Consider the following 2,517-nt stretch of genomic DNA (forward strand, 5'->3'; position numbering starts at 1 on the left):
CAGAACCTGATGCGGATCACCGTGAAATTCGAGGATGTGCGGCATCACGACAAGATCGATGCTGTTCGCGGCGAAGGGTAATTCGCGCAGATCGCAAAGTACGTCAACCTGGCCTGATTCGCCGGCAATCTGGCGCAGCGGGATGCGGTTCTGTGCGAGCAGATCGAATTGTGGCAGCCCGAGCTGCAGCGCGTTGTAACCGAACACATCAGCGACCAGCGCGTCAATTCTGGGTTGCTCCCAGGACATGATGTAGCGTCCTTGTGGCGTGTGCAGCCAAGCATTGATCCCGGGAATTGACATTTTCCGCAGTTCTTCCACAATCAGACCATGTTTGACGTCATCAGGATTCCGGCTTTCAAGGATAACTACATCTGGCTGTTGCGCAAGGGTGCTGCGGCTGCGGTGGTTGATCCCGGCGATGCCCGACCCGTTCTCGAGGTGCTTGAACGGGAGAGCCTGACGCTGGCTTCCATTCTGGTTACACATCACCACGCGGATCACCAGGGCGGGGTAGCCGGTTTGCTGGCACGTCACCCCGCCGAAGTATTTGGTCCGGCGTCGGAGTCTATCACAGGCATCACGAGGCCATTAAGTGGCGGTGAGACGATCCGCCTGCCCGCTCTGGGCGTCGAGTTTCGAGTTCTCGCCGTTCCGGGCCATACGCTCGGGCACCTCGCGTATCATGGTTCCGGCTGTTTGTTCTGCGGCGATACGATGTTCGGCGCGGGCTGTGGACGCCTGTTTGAAGGTACACCGGCACAGATGTACGATTCATTGATGCGACTGGCGTCGATGCCCGATCAGACGGCCGTGTATTGCGCCCACGAGTACACGGAGTCCAATTTGCGGTTTGCGCAGACCGTCGAGCCCGGCAACGGCCAACTGCGGCAACGGGTCGACGAGGTCGGGGCGGCGCGCGCGGACGGGCGGGCAACCGTACCCTCGACTATCGCGCTTGAGAAAGCGACAAATCCTTTCTTACGTTGTGGAGAGCCCGAGATCGTTGCCTCAGTCCAGCGCAAAGAACCCGACGTGCGAAGTTCAGTGGAAGTATTTGCAGTGCTGCGTGAGTGGAAGAATCGCTTCTGAGGAACTGCGCATGCGGCTGATGGTGCCGCAGCTGAGTGCCCGGCTGATCTCTTGTGCCTTATTCAGCAGAGCACGTATTCAAGCGCGTTCAGTCTTCTTGAGGATCAAGCGATGTGGTTCGGAAAACGCGATTTCGACCAGATTTCTTAGCCTTGTACATCGCCGTATCGGCAGCGCCAACAATTTTCAGTGGGTCCGTCTCGGGCATGGCCACGGCTGAAGCAACACCAAAGCTCGCTGTGACTTTCCCAAACGGTGTGTCGGGGTGGGAAATATTCAATTGGCAGATTGACTGTCGCATTTGCGCAGCAATAAACGAGGCGCCCTCAAGAGTTGTTCCCGGCAGAACGGCAATGAACTCCTCTCCGCCGTAGCGGGCGAGGACGTCGCCGCCACGATCCAGTGAGTCAGCCAAAGCGTTGGCAACTTGACGCAGGCATTCGTCACCCTTCTGGTGGCCAAAGGTGTCATTGAAGTTCTTGAAAAAATCGATATCGCACATGAGAATCGACAATTCCTCGCCCTGACGCATCGCGCGTCGCCATTCTCTAGCCAGTACTTCGTCAAAATGACGGCGATTGGGAATGCCGGTCAGGCCATCGAGCGAGGTCAGTCGCTTCAGCTCCTGATTGGCCGAATCGAGTTTGCGGGTAAGTACAAGCAGCGATTGGCGCATCTGGATGATGCGCTGCATGGCGCGAATCTTGGCCGCCAGGACAACTTCGCTGATCGGCTTGAGGAGATAGTCGTCGCCGCCCGCAGCGATACCCATTTCGATGTCCTTGTCCTTATTCATGGAACTCAGGAAGATAATCGGCGTCCATTCACCCGGAGGCTCCAGAAGACGAATCTGACGAGCTACTTCATAGCCATCGAGGTCGGGGAGGATGATGTCAAGCAGTATCAGATCCGGATGTTCGCTCAGAAAGAGGTCAATGCCCGTCGCGCCGTTCTCGGCCGGAATGGTTGAAATGCCTATTTTCTCGATGTAACTGCAAAGAAGTTTCAGACTGCTTGTGCTGTCTTCAATGACGAGGGTCTTCATGCTTGTCCCGAAAGAGAATTGTTAGATCATGCGCTATTCTAGCCCGGTTGGCACAATAGTGGTTTCGGCTGAGCCGGCCGGGTTCTGTTGCCGGTCCGAAAGCGCGGTGTTCGTGATAAATTCAGCTTTCCGGCAAGAAATTCACGGCTGTTCATCATGATCAACAATCACGTCACTTCGAAACTTCAGACCGTTCTTCATTCGCAGAGGACGAAGAAGATTGCTTTGCGATGTTTGATCGCGGTCGTCATTTACGGAGTGCTTGGTTTCTTTGTCTTGCCCCCGCTGATCAAGCCTGTGCTAGTTGAGAAACTGGGCCAGGCCTCGCATCGGCCGGTAGCCATTGAAAGCCTGAGCATCAATCCTTTTGCTCTGTCCGT

Annotated in this window: 3 protein-coding genes; 1 reads left to right on the forward strand and 2 read right to left on the reverse strand. The window is 55.9% G+C overall.

Annotated features, from left to right (window positions below; genetic code table 11):
* A partial coding sequence (locus PROAA_RS10450; protein WP_222102213.1) for a class I SAM-dependent methyltransferase occupies positions 1–303 on the reverse strand: 303 nt, incomplete at its 3' end.
* A gap of 27 nt (positions 304–330) precedes the next feature.
* On the opposite strand from PROAA_RS10450, the gene gloB reads away from it, so the two are divergent.
* Entirely contained in the window at positions 331–1,092 is a 762-nt protein-coding gene (gene gloB / locus PROAA_RS10455; protein ID WP_186411285.1) for a hydroxyacylglutathione hydrolase, read from the forward strand.
* An 88-nt stretch (positions 1,093–1,180) separates the two neighbouring features.
* On the opposite strand, the gene PROAA_RS10460 is transcribed toward gloB, so the two are convergent.
* On the reverse strand, positions 1,181–2,137 hold the full coding sequence (locus tag PROAA_RS10460) for a GGDEF domain-containing response regulator (RefSeq protein WP_186411286.1): 957 nt from the start codon (positions 2,135–2,137) through the stop codon (positions 1,181–1,183).
* Positions 2,138–2,517: the final 380 nt, after the last annotated feature.

The sequence above is a fragment of the Candidatus Propionivibrio aalborgensis genome, assembly GCF_900089945.1.
In the GTDB taxonomy this organism is placed as follows: domain Bacteria; phylum Pseudomonadota; class Gammaproteobacteria; order Burkholderiales; family Rhodocyclaceae; genus Propionivibrio; species Propionivibrio aalborgensis.